Source organism: Sorangium sp. So ce1335 (assembly GCF_051521615.1).
GTDB lineage: Bacteria > Myxococcota_A > Polyangia > Polyangiales > Polyangiaceae > Sorangium.
This window is the reverse complement of the sequence record NZ_CP150363.1, coordinates 5,449,911-5,470,602: the sequence shown is the minus strand read 5'-3', so window position 1 is coordinate 5,470,602 and position 20,692 is coordinate 5,449,911. Positions and strand designations below refer to the sequence as shown.

General features: G+C 74.8%; 14 protein-coding genes and 1 pseudogene. 4 read left to right on the top strand and 11 right to left on the bottom strand.

From position 1 onward, the window contains the following. Positions 1–36 precede the first annotated feature (36 nt). From WMF24_RS20190 to WMF24_RS20175, 4 genes are all read right to left on the bottom strand, one after another. Complete coding sequence (locus WMF24_RS20190) at positions 37–252, bottom strand: hypothetical protein (protein ID WP_437738061.1); 216 nt, start codon at positions 250–252, stop codon at positions 37–39. A gap of 49 nt (positions 253–301) precedes the next feature. Beyond that, positions 302–1,393, bottom strand: coding sequence for an FxLYD domain-containing protein (locus WMF24_RS20185; RefSeq protein ID WP_437738060.1), 1,092 nt, complete (start codon positions 1,391–1,393; stop codon positions 302–304). Between the two features lie 59 nt (positions 1,394–1,452). After that, a complete protein-coding gene (locus WMF24_RS20180; RefSeq protein ID WP_437738059.1) occupies positions 1,453–2,469 on the bottom strand; it encodes a tetratricopeptide repeat protein in 1,017 nt (338 codons plus the stop codon). Between the two features lie 148 nt (positions 2,470–2,617). Next, positions 2,618–3,079, bottom strand: a complete 462-nt coding sequence (locus WMF24_RS20175; RefSeq protein ID WP_437738058.1) for a hypothetical protein — start codon at positions 3,077–3,079, stop codon at positions 2,618–2,620. Positions 3,080–3,339: 260 nt separating this feature from the next. On the opposite strand from WMF24_RS20175, the gene WMF24_RS20170 reads away from it, so the two are divergent. Continuing rightward, the gene (locus WMF24_RS20170) at positions 3,340–3,672 is read left to right on the top strand and encodes a hypothetical protein (RefSeq protein WP_437738057.1); all 333 of its coding nucleotides are present in this window, start codon (positions 3,340–3,342) and stop codon (positions 3,670–3,672) included. Positions 3,673–3,795: 123 nt separating this feature from the next. Here the strand turns inward: WMF24_RS20170 and moeB are convergent, their stop codons facing one another. Together moeB and WMF24_RS20160 are read right to left on the bottom strand one after the other, a co-directional pair. Then, positions 3,796–4,959 (bottom strand): molybdopterin-synthase adenylyltransferase MoeB, encoded by a 1,164-nt coding sequence (gene moeB, locus WMF24_RS20165; protein WP_437738056.1) that lies wholly within the window; start codon positions 4,957–4,959, stop codon positions 3,796–3,798. An 88-nt stretch (positions 4,960–5,047) separates the two neighbouring features. Further along, positions 5,048–6,601 (bottom strand): hypothetical protein, encoded by a 1,554-nt coding sequence (locus WMF24_RS20160; RefSeq protein ID WP_437738055.1) that lies wholly within the window; start codon positions 6,599–6,601, stop codon positions 5,048–5,050. Positions 6,602–6,699: 98 nt separating this feature from the next. Here WMF24_RS20160 and WMF24_RS20155 point away from each other — a divergent pair, with 98 nt between their 5' ends. After that, on the top strand, positions 6,700–7,404 hold the full coding sequence (locus WMF24_RS20155; protein WP_437738054.1) for a cob(I)yrinic acid a,c-diamide adenosyltransferase: 705 nt from the start codon (positions 6,700–6,702) through the stop codon (positions 7,402–7,404). Between the two features lie 47 nt (positions 7,405–7,451). Here the strand turns inward: WMF24_RS20155 and WMF24_RS20150 are convergent. The 4 genes and pseudogenes from WMF24_RS20150 to WMF24_RS20135 all read right to left on the bottom strand — a co-directional run. Beyond that, positions 7,452–7,994, bottom strand: a pseudogene (locus WMF24_RS20150) (phosphatase PAP2 family protein); the annotation flags it as partial. A gap of 311 nt (positions 7,995–8,305) precedes the next feature. Beyond that, positions 8,306–9,106: a CDP-alcohol phosphatidyltransferase family protein gene (locus WMF24_RS20145; protein WP_437738053.1), complete on the bottom strand. Its 801-nt coding sequence runs from the start codon at positions 9,104–9,106 to the stop codon at positions 8,306–8,308. A 126-nt stretch (positions 9,107–9,232) separates the two neighbouring features. Then, positions 9,233–10,420, bottom strand: coding sequence for a hypothetical protein (locus tag WMF24_RS20140; protein WP_437738052.1), 1,188 nt, complete (start codon positions 10,418–10,420; stop codon positions 9,233–9,235). Positions 10,421–10,787: 367 nt separating this feature from the next. After that, positions 10,788–11,270 (bottom strand): MarR family winged helix-turn-helix transcriptional regulator, encoded by a 483-nt coding sequence (locus WMF24_RS20135; RefSeq protein ID WP_437738051.1) that lies wholly within the window; start codon positions 11,268–11,270, stop codon positions 10,788–10,790. Positions 11,271–11,634: 364 nt separating this feature from the next. Here WMF24_RS20135 and WMF24_RS20130 point away from each other — a divergent pair, with 364 nt between their 5' ends. After that, a complete protein-coding gene (locus WMF24_RS20130) occupies positions 11,635–14,457 on the top strand; it encodes a transglycosylase SLT domain-containing protein (RefSeq protein ID WP_437738050.1) in 2,823 nt (940 codons plus the stop codon). Between the two features lie 245 nt (positions 14,458–14,702). Further along, positions 14,703–15,983, top strand: coding sequence for a hypothetical protein (locus WMF24_RS20125; RefSeq protein ID WP_437738824.1), 1,281 nt, complete (start codon positions 14,703–14,705; stop codon positions 15,981–15,983). Positions 15,984–16,022: 39 nt separating this feature from the next. Here WMF24_RS20125 and WMF24_RS20120 read toward each other — a convergent pair whose 3' ends face one another. Next, positions 16,023–20,483, bottom strand: a complete 4,461-nt coding sequence (locus WMF24_RS20120; RefSeq protein ID WP_437738049.1) for a protein kinase domain-containing protein — start codon at positions 20,481–20,483, stop codon at positions 16,023–16,025. Between the last annotated feature and the right edge of the window lie 209 nt (positions 20,484–20,692).

The window sequence follows — 20,692 nt, the reverse complement described above, 5'->3', positions numbered from 1 at the left end:
GCGGGCTGGCGATACGAGACCGCGGGTCAGACGTGCTCAGGGGTCGTTCTCGATCACCTTGATCAGCACGCCGCCGATCCGATCCGGGATCGCCGCGCGCGCCGCGTCGGCCCCTCCGGACCGGACGCTGACGCGCACGATGAAGCCGACCCCGTCCTCCCGCTCGACCCCGATGCCGACACACCACGGCTCGCCGCCGATCTTGGCCTTGAGCTCGTCCTTGGCCCGCCGGGCCGATCCCACGTCGCTCATCTCGTTCACCTCTCCTGGGTTCTCGCGCGCCGAGAGACGCCTCGCGCGCTCACTCGCTGTAACCGACCGCCAACACCTGCCACGTCGCGGGCGCGTCGGCGACATCGACGATGCTCGCCGCGAACGTCCCGCTCGCAGAGGGCGCGAGATCCCCGTCTCCCACGGGGATCTGGCTCACGCCGACGACCTTCCCGTCGGCGCCGTAGAGCGACACGATCGCGAGCACCGACCGCGCCGTGAAGCTCGACTCGTTCGTGATCCTGCCCGACACCTGGTAAGGGCTCTGCCCGCGTGTCGGCGTGAACTTCGTGTCCGCGATGGCGAGCTTCGCGAGCTTGCCACGGAAGGACGCGGCCGCGGGGGCGATCTCGGCCTTGAACGTGGCGAGCGCGGCGGGCCTCGGCGTCGTGAGCAGGCACGGGACCTTCTCGCCCGGCGGCAAGAAGCGCACCTGGGTCGCGCAGTCGCCGCTCGCGAGGGCGGCGCCGCGGGCGTCGTAGAGCGTCACCCTCGCGCTGGGGGCGCCGACGGGCAACGTCCCCGTGTTGTGGATCTCGCCGACGACATGGTGGAGCTTGCCGGCGCGGGACGGAAAGCCCCGGAGGTCGCGGATCTCGGCGCCGAGCACGCCCCGGTCCGCGCCCGCGTCGGGCCCGTCGACGAGCCCGTCGAGCGTCGACGCCGGGGGGAGCGGCGCAGGCCGCGCGGCGATCTCGCGGGCCGCGACGCCCGCGGTGACGTAGATGGCCACCGCGCCTGCAAGGATGCAGAGAAGGAACACGGCGCCGCAGCCGATGCCGAGGTAGAGCGCGAGGTGCGAGCGCCTCGGCGGCGGCCTGAACGGCGCGACGCTTCCATGTCCCGGCGGGGCGCCGAACGGCGGCGGAGGCTGACCGCCCCAGCCCGGAGGGCCGTAGCCGCCCGGAGGGCCGTGGCCGCCCGGAGGGCCGTAGCCGCCGTAGCCGCCGCCCGGAGGGCCGTGGCCGCCGTGGCCGCCGCCCGGAGGGCCGTGGCCGCCGGGAGGGCCGTGGCCGCCGTGGCCGCCGCCCGGAGGGCCGTGGCCCCCCGGCGGGGGGCCGCCTGGCGGAGGGCCGCCGGGGGGGTGGTTCGCCGCGCCGCGCGGCGCGCCCTGCTGGTCCATGGCCCGCGCAGTATGCCGGAGAAGAGGCCTCCCGGATCAACCCCGCGGCGCGCGGGGCATCACAGGTGCCGCCGCGCGATCTCGGCCCACGTGCCGGTCGGCTCGAGCTCGAGGTACCTGCGCCAGCACGGGCGCGCCTGCGTGGGATCTCCGACCTGCTCGTACGCCATCGCCAGGTTGTAATAGGCGTCCGCGAAGCGCGGATCGCTCGCGATGGCCCCGCGGAAATAGCGGATGGCCTCGGCCGCGCGGCCGCGCTCGAGCATCACGTAGCCGAGGTTGTACTGCGCCTCCGGCTGGTGCGCGTCGAGCTCGAGCGCCTTCATGTAGAGCGCCTCGGCCTGCTCCTCGGCGTTGCGGCGGAAGCAGATGTTGCCGAGGTTCGTGTACGCGATCGCCAGCCACGGATCGATCTCGAGCGCGCGCCGGTAGAGCGCCTCGGCCTCGTCCATCGTCGACGGGTCCTCGTCGAGCTGGCTGGCCTGCATGTAGAGCTCGTACGCCGTGCGCGCGCGCTCCCTGCCCACCTTCGGGCGGAGCACGCGCACCACGTCGTCGCGCAGGTCCTTCACCTCGAAGTCGAGCACCATCTGCCCGGTGAGCGGCTCGAACGCGCCCGACGCGCTCCGGACAACGACCGCCTTGCCGTCGAAGGCGACGCGCAGCTCGGCGAGGGGGCGCGTCACCTTGGGCAGCGCGGAGCGGATGTTGTCGATCGCCCGCGCGACGTCGCGCAGGCGCACCTTGCGGGCGAGGAGGTCGCGCGCGGCGCGCAGGGCGATGAGATCCGAGAACGTGTACGCGCGCCGGCCGCGCCGGCGGCCGCTCGGCGGCGCGATGCCGGCGCGATCGAGCGAGCGCAGTCGCCCGGGCGAGATGCCGAGCAGCCGCGCGACCTCCGTGCCGGTGAACATGTCGGTGACCGGCTCGCGCGCGCCCGGCGCGGGCAGCGGCGCGTCCGGCTCGCCGGCCCGCGGGGCGGGCGGGGGCTCCGACACCCGCCCTCCACCAGGGCCGAACACGACGTGGATCACCTTGTCGGAGTCGCCGGAGGCGGAACGGTCCTTCTTGCTCATCGCAGCGTCGCCGGCTCCGCGCCGAGGTTCGGCGGAGGCAGAGCGCGTCGTGTGGAGCCTACCTCGCCCAGGGCCGGATGGCTCCCGTTCTTCACGAGGAAAGGCGCGTCAAGCGGGCACGGTGTTCGGTGGATCTTTCGCATGGCGATCATGCGCCCGAGGGGCGCGCCGTCTTCGGCGAGGTGAGCAGCACGCGCGCCGTGACGTCCACGGTCAGCGCGAACGAGGTCGTGGCCGCGCGCTGCGCGAGCGCGCAGCGGATCTCGGCCTGCATCGGGCCGAGCGGGCCGCCGGCGCGCGCGGTCGCCTCGCGCTGCGCGACGCGGAGCGCCCGCAGCCGGAGGTGGGGGTCGAGCGCGAGCGCACGGTCGAGCGTCGGGTCGAGCGGCGCGTCCAGCGGCAGCGCGACGAGCAGGCTTGTCGACCCGTAGTACACGAGCGCGCCCTCCTCGTTGCGCGTGCCCCCTTCGCTCAGCACGTCGGCGTGATCGAACAGCGCGTGAAGGCGCCCCGTCGAGCAGGTCACGAGCTCGACGCGCCGCCGGCAAAAGAGCGGCGGGATCTGGACCTTCGCCAGACCGGGACCTGGGAGACGCTCGCAGCGCGGCATTGCGATCGCGATCGTGGCATCGCCGCGCGCCGCTTCCCAAAACCGCGCGGAGATCCGCACAAAGTTGCGGCGACACGCGCTTTGTGCGGGACGCAGCGCCGCGCGCGTCCGCCACGAATTTGGCCGTGCGGGGCGCGCCTTGCCAGGATGCGCGCCGCACCGAAGGGGGCGACGCGCGTCGTCAGGATGCGCGCCGCGCCGAAGGGGGCGACGCGCGTCGTCAGGATGCACGCCGCGCCGAAGGGGGCGAAGGAGCGACCATGAGCTACACGGGTACGGAGCGCCGCAGGCACCGGGTCTTCATCACCCGCAACACGGAGTATCACGTCCGCGACGACATCTGCGTCGCCGTCCGCGACAGGGCCGCGCGGAAGTTCAGGCCAGCCCACCTCGCGCTGCACCTGAAGCTCCAGGGCGCGGTCCGGATCAACCCGAACGGCGTCGTGATCCCGGAGCCGCAGAACGCGCGCGTCGGCGCCCCGATCTACTTCACGCAGGTCGATCCCGACGGGCTGGAGCGGCAGATCGTGACGAGCCGCGTGGAGAAGATCGAGCGGCCCGAGAAGAGCACGGTGATCGAGTACCCGTCGTGACGCGCGCCGAGCGCGCCCTCCCGGCCGGCGTGGCCGCCGGCGGGAGGGGGGGCGCGCCGCGCTCGTCGCGGCGAGGTCGCGCGGCGACCGCGCGCTGCCGGGGAGCGGCGCGCGCGGCGGCGGTCAGCCGAGCGTGCAGAAGCCTTCGTAGTCGATGTAGCTGGTGATCGTCGGCGACTCGCCGCAGGCGGGGCAGTTCTTGTCGCGGCGCAGCTTGAGCTCGCCGAACTTCATGCGCAGCGAGTCGTAGGTGAGGAGCCGGCCGATGAGCGGCGCCCCCTTGCCGAGGATCAGCTTCACCGCCTCGGTCGCCTGGATCATGCCGACGAGCCCCGGGAGGATCCCGAGCACGCCCGCCTCCTGGCAGCTCGGGGCGAGGTGCGGGGGCGGCGGCTCCGGGTACAGGCAGCGGTAGCAGGGGCCGACGCCCGGCATGAACGTCGTCACCTGGCCCTCGAAGCGGAAGATGGATCCGTGGACGACGGGCTTCTTCTTGAAGACCGACGCGTCGTTCACGAGGTAGCGCGTGGGGAAGTTGTCGCACCCGTCGACGATGACGTCGAACTGGTCGAAGATGCGGTCGACGTTGGAGCTGTCGACGCGCTCCTGGAACTTCACGACCTTCACGTCGGGGTTCAGGTCGCGGATCGCCACCTCGGCGCTGTCGACCTTGGGCATGCCCACGCGCGAGGTCGCGTGGAGGACCTGCCGCTGGAGGTTCGAGTTGTCGACGACGTCGGCGTCGACGAGGCCGAGCGTCCCCACGCCGGCGGCGGCGAGGTACAGGGCCGCCGGGCTGCCGAGGCCGCCGGCGCCGAGGAGGAGGACCTTGGAGGCGAGCAGCTTGGCCTGGCCGACCTCGCCGACCTCGGGCAGGAGCAGGTGGCGCGAGTACCTGTCGCGCTGCGCCTCGGTGAGGCTCGGGGGCATCTCGACCGGGTAGTTGAGGTCCTTCCAGCGGACGAAGCCCGGGTTGGCGCTCTCCACGTTCGTGTAGCCGAGCTCCTGGAGCGTCTTCGCGGCCAGCGCCGAGCGCGTGCCGCCGGCGCAATAGGCCACGATGTGCGCCGACTTGTCCGGCAGCTTCTGCTCCACTTGCATCTCCAGGAAGCCCCTGGGGATCGAGATCGCGCCCGGGATGTACCCGGCGCGGTACTCCTCCTTCTCGCGCACATCCAGGAGCACCACCGGGACCTTTTCGTCGAGGCGGCGCTTGAGCTCGCTCAGCGAGAGCTCGCGGATGGACTTGCGGACGTCGGAGATGAGGTCGCTATAGGTCGTAGGCATCGTGGCTCCTCAAGAGACTGGGAGACTTAGGTGCGTCGCGCTACGAGTCAACGACGGACGGAGGATCGCGGTTTTCCGGCCGGCAACGCTAGCGGCTGGCGGGGAGGAGGTCGGGCCTTGACCGGAGCGAGGCGAGCGGCTCGTCCTTCTGCTCCCCCCCTGCGCACTGGATGCGGGCCACCCGGCCGGTGGGCGGGACGGCGTCGACGATGGTCGCCGGCTCGTTCTCGGACTTGCAGAGGGCGAGCACCCGGGTGCCCGGGGGCAGGCGCCCGCTGCGGAGCTGCCTGCGCTTCAGCGTGACCTCGACGTCGTCCGCGAGCCGCCGGACGACGATGTCGTCGCCCCGGACCGCGCTCACGACGCCGAGCTCGAGCGTCGGCTGCTTCTCCCGGAGGGGGCCCCAGACGCGCTCGCCCTCGAGCTGGTCGTTCGGCGGCAGCCAGTCGACCGTCGGCTGCGCGGCGAGGCGCGGCAGCGGCGCCCACCCGATCGCGGCCTCGAGCGCCGTCGCGAGCACGCCCGTGCCGGGGTCGACCGCGGCCACGAGGGCGCGCTGCTGCGCCTGGCCGAGGACCCACACGGGCGTCGAGGGCGCGAGGCGCCGCTTCGCCTCGCCGTCGATGCTCGAGGCGGGCGCGAGCGCGACAGCGCCGTGGGTCCAGCGCTTCTCCGGCCTCTTCATGGGCGTCATCCGGACCCGCATCGCCTCGACCCACGCGGCGAGCGCGTCGCGCTTGCGGTCGAGCGCCTCGGGCAGCGCGCTGCTCCCCGGCAGCTCGCCGACGCCCGGCGCGGGCGCCTCCCAGCGCAGCAGCGCGATGGTCTCGTCGAGCTGCGCCAGCGTGGCCGCCGCGTTCTGCGCGCCGACCGCCTTGCCCGCGAGCTCGGCCAGCCGCGGCGCCGCGGCCGCGCGGACGCGCCCGAGCAGCGCGCGCCCCTGCTCCTCGGAGGCGTCCCCCCGCTTGACGGCGGCGTCGAGCTTCCCGACCGCGTCAGCCCAGCGCCCGGCCTCGACGTCCGGCTCGACCTGCGCGTAGAGCGCCTCGGCGATCGTGGCGTCGAGCTCCGCGGTGAGCCGCTCCGCGCTCGCGTCGCCGAGGGCGTTCCTCGTCGGCGCCGCCGCGAGGAACGCGCGCGCCTCCGCGAACTTGCCGGCGGTGGTCGCCGCGTCGACCTTCCCGTCCGCGCACGCGACGGCCTGGGTCGCCACGAGCTTCCGGACCTCCTGCGTGAACGCCTCGCTCTTCAGCTCATCCATCCGCGCCGACAGCGTGGCGAACGCGCCCTCGCAGTCCCGCTGCTCGAGCAGCGCGTCGGCCTCGGCGGCCCACTGCTTCGCCTCGCGCCGGTCGACCTTCTCGCGCAGCTCGCCGATCTCGTACCGGTGCGAGTCGACGCCGAGGCCGCTCGCGCCGTCGAGCAGCGCGCGCGCATCGGCGTAGCGCCTGTCGGACAGCGCGCGGCCCGCGTCGTCGATGCGTCGCCGGCTCTCGGCGATGCGCGCCATCTCCGCCGTGACGGCGGGGCGCGGCTCCGGCCGCGCGCCGGTCTCGGCGGCGCAGCCGGCCGCGGCCGCGAGCGCGGCGAGGACGATGGAGATGGGACGACGGAGCAGCGGCGCCGGTGAACGCGGAGGCATAGGGACAGGACTCTTCCATCGTACCCGGAAGATCGCCAATGCCGTCCCCACGGAGGGTTGCTTGACCCTGCTGCCCTCACGCTCTACGTGAAATCCCCGTGAGCAACGACGCTACGCGCGGGACGGGCGCCCCCCGGGCAGAGGCCGAGGGCGAGCGCGTGTTCAGCGCGCCGAAGATCACGATCAGCCGCGTCTACACGCGGCAAGGGGACGGCGGGCTGACCCGGCTCGTCGGCGGGCAGCAGGTCCCGAAGGACGACGCGCGGATCGAGACGTACGGCACGGTCGACGAGCTCAACGCGCTCGTCGGGGCCGCGCGGCAGACGTTGCTCGAGCTCCTGCCGGGCGCGCCCGCCGGCAGCGCCGAGCGGCTCGGCGAGCTCGGGCGCACGCTGCTGCGCGTCCAGCACGAGCTCTTCAACCTCGGCTCGATCCTCGCGACGCTCCCCGAGGACGTCCACCCGAAGCAGCCCCGCGTGACGCAGGCGGAGATCGCGCTCCTCGAGGCCGAGATGGACCGCTGCCAGGCCGATCTCGCGCCGCTGCGGTCGTTCGTGCTCCCCGGCGGCTCGCGGCTCAACACGGATCTGCACGTGGCGCGGACGGTGTGCCGCCGGGCCGAGCGCTGCTGCGTGCGCCTCGCGCAGGCGGGCCACGCCGATCCGCTGGCGGTCGGTTACCTGAACCGCCTGAGCGACGCGCTCTTCGTGTGGAGCCGCTGGGCGGCCGCGCTCCTCGGGACGCCGGAGATCCTCTGGGAGCCCGACGCCTCGGCGAGCGGCGCCAAGTCGCCGCCCGCCTGATCCGGGCCGCCGTTGCCGGGGCAGGCGCGCAGCACGAGCGCCCACGCGAGCGCGACGTAGGCGTAGCCGAGCAGCGCGTCGATCACCCAGTGGTGGTTCAGGTAGATCGCCGCGAACAGCATGAGCGCCGCGTAGGCGAGCTGGACGGCCAGGGACGGCGCGCTCGCCGCGCGGCGCGTCGCGAGCAGCCCGTAGAGCGGGTACGTCACGTGGAGCGACGGCAGCGCGCCGTAGACGGTCGCGCCGCGGCTGTACAGGTCGCGGAAGTACGTGATCCCGAGCATCGCGTCGACGCGCAGCAGCGCGGCGGGGGAGCTCTGGGCGGCCGGATCGATCGCGCACCCGTGGGCCTGCACGTACCAGGGCGGCGCGGCGGGCAGCAGGCGGTAGGTGATGAGGCCGAGGAGGTGCGTCGTGAACGCGAGCCAGGCGAACCGGCGCGCCGCGACGGCGTCGCTCCGGTAGACGTGGATCCAGTGCGCCAGCATCACGGGCACGTAGGCGCCGTAGGGGATGGCGCAGAGCAGATCGAGCGCGGGGCGCTCCAGCCCGGCGAGCAGCTCGCCGGGGGTGAGCCGCCGGCCGCCCATCTCCACGCCGAAGAGCGCGAGCTCCGCCGCGCGCAGCTCGCAGCCGAGGACGTCGCCCGGCGCGGCGGGCGCGCCGCCGAGCTGCTTCGTGGCGTCGTACGCGAGGAACAGGAGCAGGAACGGCAGCGCGTTCAGGAAGAACCGCCGCGAGCGCTGGCTCGCGTACACGCTCGTCGCGACGAGGGCGGCCACCGCGAGGTGGTCCCAGCGCGCGGCGCCGCGCCTCGTGAGGAGCGCGGCGTACGCGAGCCACGGCAGCGCCGGGAGCCACCACAGGCGACCCCAGAGGGCGCGCGCGTGCCGGATCAGGATCACAGCGGCGCGCTCGTCGCCTTGCCGCTCCCGAACCGCCGCCCGCGCGCGGCCCCGGGCTCGCGCGCGGGCGCCCTCGTTCCAGGGAGCTCCGCCGCGTCGGCCGCCGCGAGGAGCGCGCGCGTCCGCTGCACGAGGCGCACGCCGGCGACGAGCCCGACGCCAGCGACGAGGGCGAGGCCCGCGAGCGTGATGGGGTAGGGGAGCGCGCCGGTGAGCCGCGCGGTGGGGACGGCCGGGCCGAAGACGAGCGCCGCGACGACGTAGGCGAGGCGCTCGTGCCGGCGCATCAGCCCGTTCGGCAGCGCGATCTGGTAGGCGTCGGCCTTGGCGCGCGCGTAGCTCACGAGCGACGAGGCGACCATGGCGACGAGCGGGATTGCGAGCGCGGCGGGGTGCGCGCGGTAGAAGACGGCGAGGCCGATGAGCGGGGCCGCGTCGGACAGGCGGTCGAGGCACGAGTCGAGCACCGCGCCGGCGCGCGACGCCCTGCCGCCCCCGCGCGCCACCATGCCGTCGAGCGCGTCGAGGATGGCGCTCGACACGAGCAGCGCGGCGCCGGCCCGGAAGCGGCCCGTCGCGAGCAGCGGGGCGCAGGCGATCGACAGCGCGAGCGAGAGGTAGGTGAGGGCGTCCGGCGAGACGCCGAGGCGCACGAGCGCGCGGGCGGGAGCGTGGAACGACCAGTAGAAGGCCTCGACGACCGGGCCGGGGAGCAGCGCGCTCCCTGGAGAGGCGCCGAGCCGAGGCATCGTCGGTCGGCCGTGGCGCGCGACGCGCACGGCGTAGGCGCCGAGCACGGCTGTGCAGATTAGGATCGCAAGGGCGCAGGGGAGGACGACCACGGCGAGGGCGATTGCAGGGTTCGAGCCGGGGCCGCCGCGGGAAAGGCCGTGCCGCCGCGGGCGGTCGGGCTGCGCCGGGGGCTACCGGCAGCGGATGCGAGAGAGGCGGATGCCTCGCTCCTTCTCCGCGTAGGCGACGCCGAGATCCTGTCCTGTCCAGGCCAGCGCCGGGAACCTCGCGGGCCCGTCGCCGCTCACCGTGAGCTCGACGCCCGTGGGCGTGAGATCCGGGCTCAGGAGCGTCACGAAGACGGCCGGGTACCGGTCGCGGAACTGGTAGTACGCGACGGCGAGGCGCTGCCCGGTCCACGCGAGCGCCGGCCAGTTCGCGCTGCCTTCGCCCCGCGAGACGACGACCTCGCTGGACACCTCGTCCTGCGCGGAGATCCGGACGGCGCGGATCTGCTCCGCGCCGCCGCGGGTGTCCTCCCACACGAGGAACGCGTCGTCGCCGCCGAGCGCGACGCGCGTCAGCTTCGCGGCGACGCCCTGGTGCGCGATCGGATCGAGCGCCGTGTTCCCCTGGCCCGGCCTGGCGAAGAGGATCGTGTCGCCCTGGGTCCACGCCAGCGCGGTCCTCTCGCCGTCGGTCGCCACGGCCGGGAACTGCGCCCGATCCAGCGGCGTCGCGCTCCCGAGCGCGCCGCCGTCGATCGCGCCGAGCTGCGCCCCGCCCGCATCCATCCACGCCACGAGCACCCCGTCCCGGCTGGCGGCGGCGATGGGCCACGACTCGGCCGCGCCGCTCCTGGCCAGCTCGAAGGCGGCCCCCTGGACCGCGCCCTCCAGCGTGGCCCGGCGGCCGCGCACGACGCTCCCCGTCCCGTCCTTGTCCTGCCAGAGGATGAGCAGCCCTTGCCCGTCGCGCTGGACGCTCGGGTGGCTGGAGATGCCCGGCCCCCCCTCGATCACGGCATCCCGCAGCCTGTTCCCGTCCGCGTCGAGCACGGCCAGGTGGACGTCGCCCTCGTCCGCCCCGCGCTGCTGCCAGGCCACGGCGAAGCCCGCCCCGGTCCAGGCGATCGACGGCGTGGCCGCGTCGCCGCTGCTCACCTCCAGGCCCTGGTCCGCTAGCGTGCAGGCGGCGGCATGGCTCTCGGTGCCCCCGCCGCCGGTCGCCGTTCCGCCGGTCGCGCCGCCGCCGCCGGCCGCCGTTCCGCCGGTCGCGTCGCCGCCGGCCGCTGCTTCGCCGACCGGCTCGCCGGAGCGGCAGCCCCACGTGGCGGCGATGAGCGCCGCGCCGGTCGCGCCAACAATCCAGTACCTCATGGTTCCCCCGTTGCGTGGTGATTGCGTGGTGATGAGAGGCCCTCGGCGCGGCGTGCGCCGGGCAGAGGCCGCGCCCCAGGCCTCGGGGCCTCGGGTCCGGCGCGGCGACTCCCTCCGCCACCGGGACGGCGGGAAGCGGGTCGCCGTGCAGGACGACCGCTGCTCCTCCGTTCGATGTCCGCAGGGTCAGCCGGTCGCGGCGACGCCGCGCGCCGGTCGTCGATGGCGCGGCGCTTCCGGGCGCGAAGCCCGCTTCGCGCAGCGCGCGCGGGTCGAGGGCGCCGCGCTCCTCGCGCGGCCCTCCGGGCGCTCGCGCATCGGCGCTGCCCTGACTGGAACGCGCGCGGCGCGCGCCGTTCCGACGCCGTTACTCGTCGTCCTGCTGCGGCTGCAGCGCCTCGGCGACGGCCGCGAGCACATCCTGCGCGGCCTCGAGCTTGCGCCGCGGCATCGCCTTGAGCGCCTGTCGCACGGCCGCCTCCACCGTCCCGGTGCGGAGGCTGTCGAGCTCGCGCCCGCGCGGCGTGAGGCCCAGCAGCGCGCGGCGCCCGTCGTTCGGATCGACCCGTCGCTCGATGATGCCGCGCTCCTGCAGCCGCTTGAGCACGCCGGTGAGGGTGCTCGGGTGGAGCTGCATGATGTCGGCGAGCTGTCCGGCGGAGATCCCGGGGTAGCGCCCGACGATGCGGATGACGAGCCGCTGCGGGCCCGTCACGCCCATCTTCGCCTCCATGCGCTTCGACGTGGACTGCAGGCCGTGATCGACGGCCCACAGCAGCTTCATGAAGTCGAGCACCTCGCCCAGCCGGGAGCTCTTCTCGGGAGGGGGGGCTGCCTGAGACGACCGCATCGCCGACGCTTGCTAGCTCGCCCGGACGCAGACGGCTAGTGCCCGGTGTCCGGAGCCGCGCCGGGGATCCGGAGAGATCTCGACGCAAGGGCGCCGCGACGCAGCGGCGCCAGAACGGGAAAATCCTCTGTATTTTTGCGATCTTGGCAGCTTCGCGCGCCGCGGGGCGGAACCGCGGCGCTGCGGCTGACCCCGCGGACGCCGGGGGCGGGGTGATGGGCAGGGAAGGGCGACCCGGGGGCGCGGCGACAGGCGACGAGGGCGGGGCAGGGGGCCGCGCGGCGTCGAGCAGCGCACATCACGGCCGCTGTCTCCGCGCTTTGCCGTAGCGCGGGCGGACGGTTTCGGCGCAAGATCGGCGCCGATGAGCTGGGCACGGCGAGCCGCTCTGTGGACCGGGCTCGGCGCGCTGATCTGCGGCTCCGGCGCGGCCGTCGGCCAGGCGCCCTCGGTGCGCGCCTCGTTCTCCGCGGCGTACCGCGCCTTCCGCGATCCCAGCCTGCTCGATCGCGCGCCGGCGGAGGCCCCCGCGGTGGGCGCGTGCCCGCCGCCCGTCGGCGACGCGCCGCCGGCGCTCACGGCGCTCCTCGTGCGCGAGTTCCAGCCTGCGACCGACGAGGATCTCGAGGACCCCGAAGGCATGGCGCTCGCCGCGCTGGCGATGCCGGACCTCGACGTCCCGCTCACGCGGCGCACGATGCGGTTCGTCCGCTTCTTCGCCCAGTCCGACGAGGGCCGCGCCGTCTTCCAGCGCCGCTTCCGGCGCGCCGGCGCGTACCGCGAGATCATCGAGCGCTCGCTCCGCGAGGCGGGCCTGCCGGAGGATCTGCTCTGGGTCGCTGCGGTGGAGAGCGGCTTCGATCCGCGGGCCGTCTCGCCGGCCGGCGCGGCGGGGCTCTGGCAGTTCATGCCGAGGACGGGCGAGGCGTACGGCCTGGAGCAGTCCGAGTGGATCGACGCGCGCATGAGCCTCGCGCGCGCCACGCACGCCGCGACCGCGCACCTGCGCGATCTGTACGAGCGCTTCGGCCGCTGGGATCTGGCGCTCGCGGCGTACAACCTCGGCCACGAGGGCGTCCTCCGGGCGCTGTCGAAGGTGGCGGCGACGCGCGACCCCGAGGCGCGCGGGCCGATCGGGCTCGCCGAGCTCGCGCAGGCCGGCGCCATCCCCAGGGAGACAGCGGACTACGTGCCGCAGATCGTGGCGTTCGCGATCGTCGCGGCGAACCGCGCGCGCTTCGGGCTGGACCTGCCCGACGTCGCGCCGCTCGCGCCGCTCGACCTCGGCGAGGTCGCGGTGCCGCCGGGGACGCGGCTGCGCACCATCGCGCGCGCCGCGGGCATCTCGACGGCCGTGCTGCGCGAGCACAACCCCGAGCTCCTGCGCGATCGCGCCCCGCCGGGCCGCGCCGACCACCTGATCGCGCTCCCCGCCGATCGGATCGCGCGCGCCATGGCGCTCTTCCCCGCCTACCTCGATCACGAGGAGCTCGACGAGGAAGCCGACGCGCCGGCGAACGCGCCCGCAGCGCTGGGCGCCGGGCCGTCGCCGGACGGCGCGCTCGCGTTCGGCGACGCGTCGCTGCCGCCCCGCCCCCTGTCGCTCGGCCGGAACCGGCTCCCGCTCTTCACCCCGCCCGGCCAGGTGCCCGCGCCGATGCCGCTCCTCGCCAACCCGGAGGCGCTGGAGGCGAAGCTCCCGGTCGTGATGATCGGCGGCGGCGTGGGCTTCCGCCCTTCCTTCGAGGACGACCCGCTCGGCCTCCGCAGCGGCCGCCTCTTCGCGGCGTCGCCCTTCGACGGCGACGCGCCGGGCGCGCGCGGGGCGCTCAAGGGTCGGGAGGCGGAGATCGAGAAGCAGATCGCCCTGCTCGCGGGCGCCGGGCGCGAGCAGGTGCAGCGCTTCCGCCTCCCGAGCGGCATCGCGGTCGACCTCCGGGAAGATCCCGCGGCGCCGCTCGTCTCGATCAGCGCGGCGGTCGCGGTGCCGGCGCGGTCCGGGGGCGACGCCGGCCCCGCGCTCGCCAGCGAGGCCCGCGTCGCGATCACGGTGCCCCCGCGCGACCTCGAGGTCGGGGTCGATCTCGTCGCGACGCGGCTCCGGATGCTGCTCGGCGAGGCGAGCGCGGCGCGCGTGGCCGAGCTCAGGAGGCAGGCCGCCGATCCCTCGCGGCGCGCGCTCGAGCGGGCGCCGTACGGCCGGTCGTGGATCGCGCTCGGCGAGGCGCTGTTCCCTGCCGGCCACCCGCTCGAGGGCACCTTGATCGGCGCGCGCGGCGACGCGGGCTCGGCGAGCGAGCTGCTGCTCACCGAGTCGCTCCGGCGCGAGCGCGACGCGGCCCAGGCGACGATCGCGCTCTCGGGCGACGTCTCCCGCGCGGCGGTCGAGCAGCCGCTCTCGCGCGCGCTCCAGCGCTTCGCCGCGGAGCCGGAGCGCCCGGTCGGGCCGCACCCGCGCGAGGAGCGGCTCGCGCTCGAGGACGCTGTGCCCTCGCCGCGGCTGCTCTACGGCTGGATCGCGCCGCCGGAGGGGGGCGCGGACGAGGCGTCGCTCCGGGTGGCGATGGAGATCCTCACCGGCCCGCGCGTCGCGCGGCTCGCGAAGGCGCTCGTGACCGAGGGGCAGCTCGCGTCCGAGGTGACGGGGCGGCTGTCGCTCGGGGCGCGGGCGAGCGTGGCGGCGGTGGAGCTCACGCCGGCGCCGTCGCGCAGCGCCGCCGAGCTGGAGGAGCGCCTCGACGCCGAGCTCGCGTCGCTCGCCACCTCGGGGCCGACCTGGAAGGAGCTCTCCCTCGCGAAGGCGCTGCTCAAGATCGACCTGGAGAAGGAGCTCGCGCGGCGCGCCGCCGTCGCCCGGCCTCCCGCGTTCACCGCGTCTCCCCGGCCCATCACCGATCTGCGGCTGCGCGCCGCGCTCGACCCGGGCAGCCTGCCGCGCCTGCTGCGCGCGCTCGACGAGGTCGAGCCGGCCGACGTGCGCGCCGTCGTCGCGCGCACCTTCGGCCGCGAGCACCGGGTGATCGTCGCGACCTGGCCGCGCGGCGGCTCCGGCGCTGGCGCGGCGAGCGGGCTCGCGACGGCCGCCGCGTCCTCGCCCGCGCTGCCCGCGTCGCCCGCGCTGCCCGCGTCGCCCGCGTCGCCCGCGCTACCCGCGTCGCCCGCAGCGACCCCGCCGCCCTCACCGTAGCCCGCCACCGTCGCGTCCACCGCGTCGTCCGCGCTGGAATATGAGGGGATTCGTGCGTTCAGCACACCGCATGCCAGTAGAGTTTCTCACGGTGGACCTATGAACAGGTATGGACTTCTGGCATCAATCGGAGATAGCACGGGAGAATGACGACCCCTGTAAAGCCGCTGATGTCTGCGGCACCAGCGAGCGAACACGCCGCACCGTTCCAGGAGACCGCCTATCGGACCTCCCGCGCCTTGCCGGTGGAGAGCGCGAAGCCGGCGACCCTCGTGACGCGAAGCGGCGTCGTGGACCGCGCGACGCGGGCCGCGAGGGTGGCTGCCGCCGAGACGCTGTCCGGGGTCTCCGAGCTGCCTTCGCTGCTCGACCAGGTGCACGCGGTCGTCGCGCTGGAGGAGCCGGTGCTGCGCAACCTGCTCATCACGCAGTGCTACTACGAGCTCTCCGCGGAGCTCGTGAGGCTGCTCGGCGGGAGCAACGCCCACTGGTGCTCCTTCGCCACGTGGGCGTCGAAGACCGCGGGGCGGTTCATCCGCAACGAGGAGGTGCCCACGGTGCTCCGTCGGCTGATCCTCTCGGGCGAGGACGATGGCGAGGGGTTCCTGCCGCGCCTCAGCATCACGAGGCTGCGCGGTCAGGGTGGGCTCGATCGGGACAGCGCGCCGAGCGTCAGCGCGATCGATCCGCTCACCCCGTGGTGGGGCCACGGGCTCGGGCTGATGGATGTGCCGGAGCGGATCCTGACCGAGCTGAGCTCCGACATCGCGCTCGGCAACCTCAAGGTGTTCGAGGAGCTCGGGCCGCTCTTCGCCCGCATGATCCAGCTCTACCGGGCCTGCCCGCGGCCCGGCGACGCGCAGCTCGAGGCCCTGCTCGACGGGCTCCTGCCGGGGCCGTCGCCGGAGGGCGGGCAGGGGCTGCTCCGCAGCGCGGTGGAGCACTACCACCGGGCGATGCTCACCGAGGACAGGGACAAGAGGGCCGAGCTGATCCTCCTCGCCAACGCGCGCGTCGGGCTGCATGAGCAGGTGCGGCTCCAGCCGTACATCGCGCGCGCGCTCAACGCGCCCATCCGCTGCATGATCGAGACGGTCCGCTCGCCCGGGCAGAGCCTGCCCAAGGCGCTGCGGTCCATGTTCCAGGACAAGCTCGACAAGGTGCAGGCGCTCTGGCGCCTGGCGGCGACGAAGGAGATGATGACCATGCGCCTGCCGGACGAGATCCTCGAGCTCGGCCGCGATCTGCCGGCGCCGCCCGGGTCGCCGCTCCACTGCCCGGAGCTCGCGACCATCGAGGATCGCGAGCTCTACGAGCTCCTGCGCGAGTACGACGCGCACGACCACACGACGACCGGCTGCGGCGCCGAGGACTGGGCGTCCCTGAAGGAGCGCATGAGCTACATCCTCGAGCTGTTCCGCTCGCGGCAGAGCTGCGCGCGGCTCCTCGAGCGGCCGTTCAACCGCGACCAGCACGCCGAGATCCTCGCCTGGCGCGTGCCGATGCCCATCCACGGCGAGCTCTAGGCCGGCGCAGCGCTGGCCGCCGTCTCGCCCACCGCGCGCCTACGCGCGCCGTTCCTGCCCGTCCAGCGCGTCGGCGCGCGCGCCGCGGCGCTCTGCGATGTGCGTCGCGAGGCCGAGCGCGCCCTGCTGCTCGGCGATCTCGCGCCCCTTCCGGAAGGCGGCCTCGGCCTGCGCGCGCGCCTCGGCGGCGGTCGGCGCGCCGCGCGCGAGGGCGATCTCGCCCTGGAGCCGGTAGAGCTCGGGCTCGAAGTAGCGCTCGTCGCTCTTCTCGACGAAGTCCAGCGTGTCGGCGAGCAGCGCGCTGGCCTCGTCGACGTTGCCCGCGCCGAGCTCCGCCTCGACGAGCGCCGCGCGCCAGTAGCTCAGCGACACGCGGCTGCCGATGCTCACCAGCATGTCCAGGCCCCCGCGGATGCGCGCGGCGCCCTCCGCATGGCGCGCGCGCGCCGCCTCGCCGGCGGGCCCCTGCGCGGCGCGCGCCGCCGTCGCCCAGCCGAGGTCGATCTGGCTCAGCGCCGCCCAGTGGGGCATGCCCACCTCCTCGGCGAGCTTGCTGAGCACGAGCGCGTGCGCCTCCGCGCCGCCGAGGTCGCCGAGCAGGCAGCACAGCACGGCGGCGAAGTGCTCGACGAAGCCGCGGCTCACGGGCTGGTTCAGCTCCTCGCACAGGGCGATCGCCTCGTCGACCGAGGCCTTGGCGCGCTCCGGCTCGCCGAGGTGGAACGCGATCCAGGCGAGGTGCGACAGCGAGAACGCCGCCGCGTCGTGGCCGAAGAGGAAGGCGAGCGGCAGGTGGTGCGCGGGGTCGTAGATAGAGAGCACCTTGTTGAAGTGATCGCGCGCCTCGTGCAGGCGCCCTCGCAGGAAGCGCGTCGCGCCGAGCGCCTGGTGGGCTCCCAGCGAGATGCCGGCGTCGCCCGTGCTCTCGGCGAGCGCGAGGAGCTGCTCGCCGTGCTGCTCCGCCAGCGCGTAGTCGCCGCGGACGTGGAAGAAGATCCAGAGCCCCCACAGCGCCGGGAAGAGCTGCGGCGACGAGCCCGCCTCGCGGCAGAGCGCGTGCGCGCGCGCGTACGTCGCCTCGACCTCCGGGGCCGCGTAGCCGCGCGTGATCATCAGCGGGACGCCGAGCGTCGTCTGCAGCGTGATCTCGTCGCGCGCGCGCTCCTTCGTGTCCGGGAGCTGCTTCAGGAGCTCGAGCCCGCGGCGGAGCTGGCTGATCGCCTCGGCGTGCGCGGAGGAGATGAGCGATGCCTCCCCCGCGCGCTGCCACGCGGCGACGGCGGGGCCGATCAGCGCGGCCTCGGTGTAATGCCGCGCGAGCAGCTCCGGCGGCGTCTCGGGGAAGCGCTCGGCGAGCACGGCCGCGATGCGCGCGTGGTACACCTGCCGCGTGCTGCGGAGCAGCGACTGGTAGGCCGCGTCCTGCACCAGCGCGTGCTTGAACGTGTACGTCGCGCGCGGCGGGCGCCCCCGCTGGAAGAGCAGCTCGGCGTCGACGAGCTGCGCGAGCGCCTCGCGGAGCGCCGCGGGGCTCGACGCCATGAGCAGCGGCTCGGCGCCCGCGCCGCCCGCGCACAGCTCGAGCGCCTCGTAGCCGAACGAGCGACCGAACACCGCGCCGAGCTGGGCGACCTCCTTGGCCGGGCCGAGGCGATCGAGGCGCGACATGAGCGAGTGCTGGAGCGTGGTCGGGATCTCGAGCGCGCCCATCCACCCCTGCGAGGCGCCCTGTGAGCCGGCCGGCTCCCCCGCGTCCGCCTTCGCGGCGGCCGACTCGAGCACCATGCGCGTGAGCTCCTCGGCGAACAGCGGGACGCCGTCGCTGCGCTCCGCGAGCGTCCGGATCACCTCCTTCGGCACGGCCTGCTTGGCCTGCGCGCCGCTCGTCGCGTAGGCGCCCGCGAGCTGCTGGACGAGCGCCTCCATCCGCTCGGCGCTGAGCGGGGCGAGGTGGATCTGCGTGAAGTGCGATCGCAGCGGCCACGGCGGCGTGAACGTGGGGCGCGCGGTCAGGAGCAGCAGGAGCGGCGACGGCCTCCCCTCGTCGATGAGCCGGCCGAGCAGCTCCAGGGTCGACGGGTCGGCCCAGTGCAGGTCCTCGGCCGTGAGCACGAGCGGCTGCCGGTCCGCGAGGCCGAGGAAGAGCTGCAGGAGCGAGGCGATCGTCTCCTGCCGCTGGCGCTGCGGCGTGAGCGCCGGCGCGGGGTGGCGCCCCTCGGTCGGGATCGACAGCAGCGACGCGAGCAGCGGCACGGCGAGCGGCCCCGCCTCCGCCTCGGCGAGGAGCTCCTCCAGCCGGTCGAGCCTGTCCTCGCCCTTCTCCGGCGCCGCGCCGCCGTCTCTCGACGCCGCCCTTCCGCTCAGCGTGCTGGCGCGCTCGCGGTCGCCAGCGAGCAGCGCGTTGAGCAGCTCGATCACCGGGTAGAACGCGCTGTTCTGGAGCTGCGGCGAGCTGCGCGCCTCGAGCCACAGGTGCGGCGTCCCGGCCAGCCGGTCGCGGAACGCGCGCACGCTCCGCGACTTGCCGATGCCGGCCTCGCCCGTCAGCAGCACGACCTGCCCGGCGCCGCCCGCGGCCCGCATCCACCGGACCGCGAGCTGATCGAGCTCGTCGTCGCGCCCGACGAGCGGGGTGAGCCCGCGGTGCATCCTCGCGTCCAGCCGGTCGCGCGCGGTCGTGCGCCCCTGCACGGCGAACACCTCGATCGGCTGGCGCGCGCCCTTCGGGCTGATCTCGCCGAGCGCGTCGACGTAGTAGTAGCCCTCGATGAGCGTCTGCGTGGCGCGGCTGACGAGCACCGTGCCCGGCTCGGCGTGCGCCTTGAGCTGCGTCGCGGCGTTCAGCGTCGGGCCCGCGAGCGAGGGCACGGCGTCGCTGTCCGCGACGACGACGATCCCGGTGTGCACGCCGACCTGCACGGACAGGGGCAGCGAGACGAGATCGCGCGTGTTGAGGCGAGACATGTGCTCGACCAGATCGAGCGCCGCCTGCACGGCGCGCAGGGCGTCGTCCTCCCGCGCCACGGGGTGGCCGAAGTAGGCGATCGTCTCCTCGCCGGGCGAGCGGAGGAACACCCCCTCCTGCGCCCCGATCACCTGGGCGCACGCGGCCTGGTACATCTGGACGAGCTCGTGGAACGCCTCGCTGTCGACCGTGTCCGCGATGCGCTCGGCGCTGGCGAGCCCGCAGACGAGCACGGTGAGCTGGCGGCGCTCGCCGCGGGCGGTCGCGGGCGCCTGGCGCGTGCCCGGCGGGACGCTCGGGCGCGACGTGAGCCGCGCGGCCACCGGCGTCAGCGGCCCGTCGGCGGTGCCAGGGTGGCGCGGCGGATGGATCGACGCGTTGCGGATCGGCCTCGGCGGCTCGGAGGGCGCTATGCTGCGGCCCGCCATCGCGAGCGTCGGCGCTGCGCCGAGCCGGGCGTCCTGCCGCTGCTGCTCGGAGGACCGCAGCGCCGATCCCGGCGGCGCGCCGAAGTCCTCGGAGTCGACGAGCTGCGTCTCCACGTTCGCCTCGACCGGCTCCGCCGGCCGCGTCACGACGGCCCGCTGCTCCAGCGCGCCGCCGCGCTCCCCTGGGGCGCCGACGTGGCCCGGATCGCGGGGGAGCGGCCACGGGATCGTGCTCACGTCGCACGCCTCCAGCAGCTCGCACGCCTCGCGGGCGGACCGGAAGCGGTGCGCCGGCGACTTGGCGGTCGCCTGCTCGAGGAGCGCGCCGAGGGGATGGCCGCGGAGGGCGCGGGGTATCGGCACCGGCTCGGGGCTGAGCTGGCGGAAGATGACCTCGGCGACGGTCGCCTCGTGCATGACGGGCGCGCCGATCAGGCACTCGAGGAAGGTGAGCCCCCATGCGTAGATGTCCGCCGCTGTCGTCGGCGTGGACTGCACGAGCTGCTCCGGGGCCATGTAGGCCGGCGTCCCGTTGAACTCCCCGGTGGGCGTGAGCGCGCGGTAGTCGGCGGAGCGCGCCTCGCCGATCAGCGCGGCGATGCCGAAGTCGAGCACCTTGGCGTGCGTCCGCTTGCCGGATCCGGCCACCATGATGTTGTGGGGCTTGAGGTCGCGGTGCACGACGCCGCGCTCGTGGGCGAAGCCGATGGCGTCGAGCACCTGGAGCATCAGCCGCTTCGCCTCGTTCGGCTCGACGCCCCTCGTGCGCTGGCAGCGCGCGCTCAGCGTCTCGCCGTCGACGTACTCCAGCGTGAGGTAGAGCTCGCCTCCAGGCAGGCGTCCGGCGTCGAGCAGCCGCACGATGTTCGGGTGGCTGAGCTGGGCGATGACCTGCATCTCCCGCTCGAAGCGCGCCTCCTGGGAGCCCGCCTCGCGCGAGCGCCGCAGCGCCTCGGGCCGCAGCAGCTTGAGCGCCACGCGCTGGGTGGTCACGATCTGGCGCGCCTCGTAGACGACGCTATGACCGCCGCTGCCGAGGTGGCCGAGCACCTGGTACCGGCCGTCCACGAGCGCGCCGACCTCGAGCAATCCATCGCGAGCGGACATCTCCCCGATCTCTTACCGCCGAACGCCGCCGGAGTGGACCGCGAACGCCGCGACCTGCCCAGGTTGATCGCTCGCGGCGTCCCGGGTTGTCGGAGCGGCGACGACGTCGGAGCCGACCGGGGCTCCCTGCGCTGCCGTGCCGCGTGGTGGCTCGCTTGGTCCTGCTGCGCTGGCCGTGATTCAGACAACAGGGATCACTTCGGCTTGAG